At 44.2% G+C, this 4655-nt stretch carries 6 protein-coding genes; 5 read left to right on the plus strand and 1 reads right to left on the minus strand.

What is annotated here, in order from left to right; genetic code table 11:
- Nucleotides 1-229 precede the first annotated feature (229 nt).
- Nucleotides 230-1438 (plus strand): RtcB family protein, encoded by a 1209-nt coding sequence (locus NCCP2222_RS17490; protein ID WP_248513675.1) that lies wholly within the window; start codon nucleotides 230-232, stop codon nucleotides 1436-1438.
- A 38-nt stretch (nucleotides 1439-1476) separates the two neighbouring features.
- Here the strand turns inward: NCCP2222_RS17490 and NCCP2222_RS17495 are convergent, their stop codons facing one another.
- Complete coding sequence (locus NCCP2222_RS17495; RefSeq protein ID WP_248513676.1) at nucleotides 1477-1746, minus strand: hypothetical protein; 270 nt, start codon at nucleotides 1744-1746, stop codon at nucleotides 1477-1479.
- Nucleotides 1747-1945: 199 nt separating this feature from the next.
- Here NCCP2222_RS17495 and NCCP2222_RS17500 point away from each other — a divergent pair, with 199 nt between their 5' ends.
- The 4 genes from NCCP2222_RS17500 to NCCP2222_RS17515 all read left to right on the plus strand — a co-directional run.
- A complete protein-coding gene (locus NCCP2222_RS17500; protein ID WP_248513677.1) occupies nucleotides 1946-2725 on the plus strand; it encodes an amino acid ABC transporter substrate-binding protein in 780 nt (259 codons plus the stop codon).
- A 59-nt stretch (nucleotides 2726-2784) separates the two neighbouring features.
- A complete protein-coding gene (locus tag NCCP2222_RS17505) occupies nucleotides 2785-3444 on the plus strand; it encodes an amino acid ABC transporter permease (protein ID WP_248513678.1) in 660 nt (219 codons plus the stop codon).
- Between the two features lie 26 nt (nucleotides 3445-3470).
- On the plus strand, nucleotides 3471-4232 hold the full coding sequence (locus NCCP2222_RS17510) for an amino acid ABC transporter ATP-binding protein (protein WP_248513679.1): 762 nt from the start codon (nucleotides 3471-3473) through the stop codon (nucleotides 4230-4232).
- A gap of 91 nt (nucleotides 4233-4323) precedes the next feature.
- Nucleotides 4324-4655, plus strand: a 332-nt coding sequence (locus NCCP2222_RS17515; protein WP_282570731.1) for a nitrilase-related carbon-nitrogen hydrolase, incomplete at its 3' end; no start/stop codon positions are given.

Below are 4655 nucleotides of genomic sequence, written 5' to 3' on the forward strand. Positions count from 1 at the left end.
GTACAATACCGAACTCATTTTACCCAAGCTGCCTGAAGCAATATCGTGTCTAACTTTTAGGGGTCACTTCAAAGTAAGGGTTTTTTCTTTTTGTACCCTGATCTTTTAACAATCTGAATCGATTGCTGAAGTAGTGGTACCGAAACTGTTATGCATTCTCATATTGGTTTCTATTCATTCTGCCATATGAAATAATAGTAATCTACAAACAAGTTCAGGAGTTGAGGGAATGAAGAAGCGTGTGTTCGGGGAGCACGAGGAGCAGACGTTGCGGCAGTTTGACAATTGTTTGAATACCGGCAACGTTGTAGGTGGCGTGCTATGTGCAGATGGGCATTATGGGTATAGCCAGCCAGTTGGGGGAGTCGTTGTTTATGATGGCCAATTATCTCCTTCAGGGGTTGGCTACGATATTGCGTGCGGCAACAAGGCGGTACGCACAGAGATGAAGTGGCACGATATACAAAATGACATGCCAAAGATTATGGATGCAATCGCAACCCGGATTTCTTTTGGCATGGGCCGGAAAAATGCAGAGACTGTTGACCATGCAGTGTTTGAAGATCCAGACTGGGATGTCTATAAGCGAATTGGCCAGCAGGAGCATGATCGGCTGAAGAAGCTGGCGGCTGATCAGCTTGGCACGGTTGGAGCCGGAAATCATTATGTTGACCTTCTAATTGAGGAAGAGACCGGAGATGTATGGATTGCAAACCATTTTGGAAGCCGTGGGTTTGGCCATAAGACAGCAAGTGGTTTTCTAAATTTGGCGAACGGCAGAAAGTTCTCAGAACGGGCACCGGGTGAGACTATGGAGCAAGCACCTACTTTAGTGGATTTGGAAACGGAACTAGGTGATATGTATTATCGAGCCATGAAACTTGCTGGGAAATATGCGTATGCCGGCAGAGACGTAGTGATGGATCAAGTGCTGGAGATAGTAGGGGCAAAGTCTTTAATGGAAGTTCATAACCATCATAATTTTGCCTGGAAGGAAACTCACGAAGGGAAGGAACGGATGGTTGTCCGTAAAGGTGCAACTCCGTCGGCTCCTGGCCAATTAGGCTTCATTGGAGGCAGTATGGGAGATATTTCTGTCATAGTGCGGGGCAAGGACAATGAAGCGAATAAGGATGCCTTCTATAGTACCGTCCATGGAGCCGGCAGAATTATGAGCCGTACACAGGCGGCAGGCAAAATGAATTGGAAGACAAAAAAACGAACTGGCGGACAAATATCTGAAAAGCAGATGGCAGATGCGGTCGCGCAGTTCGGAGTCGAGCTGCGCGGCGGGGGGACGGATGAAAGTCCTTTTGTCTACCGTCAGTTGCAGTCAGTACTGGATGCGCATGAGGAGACGATCGAAATATTACATGTGCTAAGGCCGGTTGGGGTTTGTATGGCCGGTGCTAACGAGTTTGATCCCTATAAAGACTGAACAGCTGCTTCGCCTATTAAAAAGGCGAAGCAGCTGTTTTATTGTTCTTCATTATCTGTTAGAATTTCATCTTCTTCTGTTCTTCCGTGCTTGATAACAGGTTCATGTGAGAATTCATCTTGGTATGCACTATGCTTCATGCCGGTTTCAGGAAACATACCCTCAAGATCTTTACCATCGCCTTCTTCGCTTACAAAACTAGGGGATATATCGACGTCTTCGATCAGCTGTTTATCCGATTCTGTTTTGAGGAAATCCTTCCCTTGTTCATTTTCCATGAACAATCTGTTGTCCGTTTCTTTTGTCATATGAAATCCTCCTGTTCATGTTGTATAGAAACTTCCTTTACTCTACCCGATAGTCGAAGCAAGTAAACTCACGTACTTTGCGAGTGATTATATTTAATATTTCGACTATCGTTTGTCCACTTCACAAACAGGGGAATGCATGTTATATTACTAATACGTTAACACGTTAAAGTGTTGAAGAGAAAAGGGGATTGTTTTTATGAAAAGAAAAATTGCTTTTTTAATGATAACCATTTTGGCCCTCGGTTTGTTGGCGGCCTGCGGAAGTTCTAATACTTCAAAGGATGCGGATAATCAGCTCGTTATTGGCGTAGATGACAAATTTGCTCCTATGGGTTTCCGAGATGAAAAGAATGAATTAGTAGGTTTTGATATAGATTATGCTAGAGCGGCAGCAGAACATATGGGAATGGACGTAAAATTCCAGCCGATCGACTGGAAGACCAAAGAGACAGAACTGAGCAGCGGACGTATTGATTTGATTTGGAATGGGTACACAATCACTGAAGATAGAAAAGGCAAGGTGCTCTTCACAAAGCCGTATTTGGAAAATGCGCAAGTTGTAGCGACTTTGGGAGATTCACCAATTAAGGATTTAAGTGACCTTGAAGGGAAGACAGTCGGACTTCAAGCCCTTTCTTCCGCTGCGGATGCTTTAGATGCGAATCCGATTAAATCAAAAATAAAAGGTACTTCTGAGTATGCGGACAATGTCCTTGCATTGACAGACTTGAAAACAGGACGAGTTGATGCTGTCATCATCGACCAAGTGGTCATCGATTATTATATGTCTAAAGAAGAAGGCACATTCAAAGTGCTCGATGAAACACTCTCTCCTGAGCAATATGGTATTGGTGTTAAAAAAGGAAATGATGAATTGCTTGAAAAGCTCCAAGCCGCGCTCGATAAAATGAACGAGGATGGTACGGCTGCAGAAATTTCAACAAAATGGTTTGGTGAAGATAAAGTTTTAAAATAATCTAGTCGGAAGGGTTTCCGTGAGGGACCCTTTTTGATTTTACTGAAGGAGTGTCATAAATGTCTTTGGATTATTTGCTGACGATTTTAAAACCGATGCTAGAAGGAGCACAAGCGACGATCCTGCTTTTTATAATTGCTATCATCGCTTCCATACCACTCGGATTTTTGCTTACCTTAGCGGTACGGAGCTCCATAAAACCGGTCGCCTGGCTGGCTCATTCCTATATTTATCTGATGCGCGGCACTCCGCTCTTGCTTCAATTGCTTGTTATTGTATTCGGGTTGCCTCTGCTGCCCGTTGTAGGTGACTATCTTGTGCTGGACCGATTTGTTGCTGCTTGTATCGGTTTCATCTTGAATTATGCTGCGTATTTTGCAGAGATTTTCAGGGGTGGCCTTCTTGCAATTGACAAAGGGCAATACGAAGCAGCTCAAGTGCTGGGGTTAAATCGCTGGCAGACGACGACCAAGGTTGTTTTGCCTCAGATGTTCCGGATTGCTTTGCCGGCAGTTGCCAATGAATCAGTGACACTTGTTAAGGATACCGCTCTGCTTTATGCAGTTGCAGTCCCTGAATTGCTCCACTTTGCACAAACAGCTGTAAATCGAGATTTCACGATTGTCCCATTTTTTGTAGCGGCCCTCATTTACTTGCTCATCACTATGGTGTTGACGTTATTTTTCAAATGGTTGGAACGCCGCATGCGTTTTGAATAATAGTAAGAGGAAAGGGAGTGTCCTGCATGGCAGTCGTTGAAGTGAAAGAACTAAAAAAATCATTTGGGCCATTAGAAGTACTCAAACGTATTTCCTTTGAAGTAGAGCGTAATGAAGTCATTGCGGTGATCGGTCCATCTGGCTCTGGGAAAAGCACGATGCTGCGCAGCTTAGTCCACTTGGAAGAAGTGGAAGGTGGGACGATCGCCATTCAAGGAGAAAATTTAGTACTGAACGGGCAGTATGCAAAAGCAAAACACCTGAAGGAAATTACATCTAAGATGGGTATGGTTTTTCAACAGTTCAACTTGTTCCCGCACCTAACGGTTATTCAAAACCTTGAACTAGCCCCAAAACTAGTAAAGCAGCGAGCAGAAGAGGGATATCGGAAGCGGGCAATGGATTTACTAGCAAAAGTGGGGCTTTCCGACAAAGCTGATGTATTTCCTTCGAAGCTATCAGGCGGGCAAAAACAGCGTGTTGCCATTGCCCGTGCGTTAATGATGAATCCAGAAATTCTTCTCTTTGATGAACCGACCTCAGCTCTTGACCCAGAGCTGACCGGGGAAGTGCTGGATGTCATGAAAGAGCTTGCCAAGGAGCATATGACAATGATCGTTGTTACGCACGAGATGGAATTTGCACGAGATGTCGCAGATCGCGTTTTGTTCATGGACCAAGGTGAAATTGTGGAAGAGGGCAGTCCTGATGAACTCTTTGGGAATCCCAAAAAAGAAAGAACAAAAGCTTTCTTATCTAGAACGATGCGCAATCGCAGTGCTGAGTAGTAGAATTATTGAAATAAAGCATGACTTTCCCTCTGGCATATATTATGATGTTGCTACTATGTCATTTTATTTTACTAGGGGGGTTAGTTGAATGAAACTTCGCGTTTCTGCTGTGCAATATCATCTTCATTCTATCCGTGCATTCCAGGACTTTGCTGATCAATGCGAGCATTACATCCGGAATGCACAGGAATATGATGCCGAATTCGTTTTATTCCCGGAATTTTTCACGACGCAGCTGCTTTCTATTGGTGATGCAGACGGAAAGGCATTGACGATCGAGGCGTTGCCGGGTTTTACGGACCAGTATCTCGAATTGTTTAAGAGGCTGGCCACTCAATATAATATGCATATCATCGGCGGCACTCATGTCATAGAGCGTGAGGGGCGCCTTTATAATGTCGCATTTTTATTCTTCCCAGA

Source organism: Sporosarcina sp. NCCP-2222, assembly GCF_023168145.1.
In the GTDB taxonomy this organism is placed as follows: Bacteria; Bacillota; Bacilli; order Bacillales_A; family Planococcaceae; genus Sporosarcina.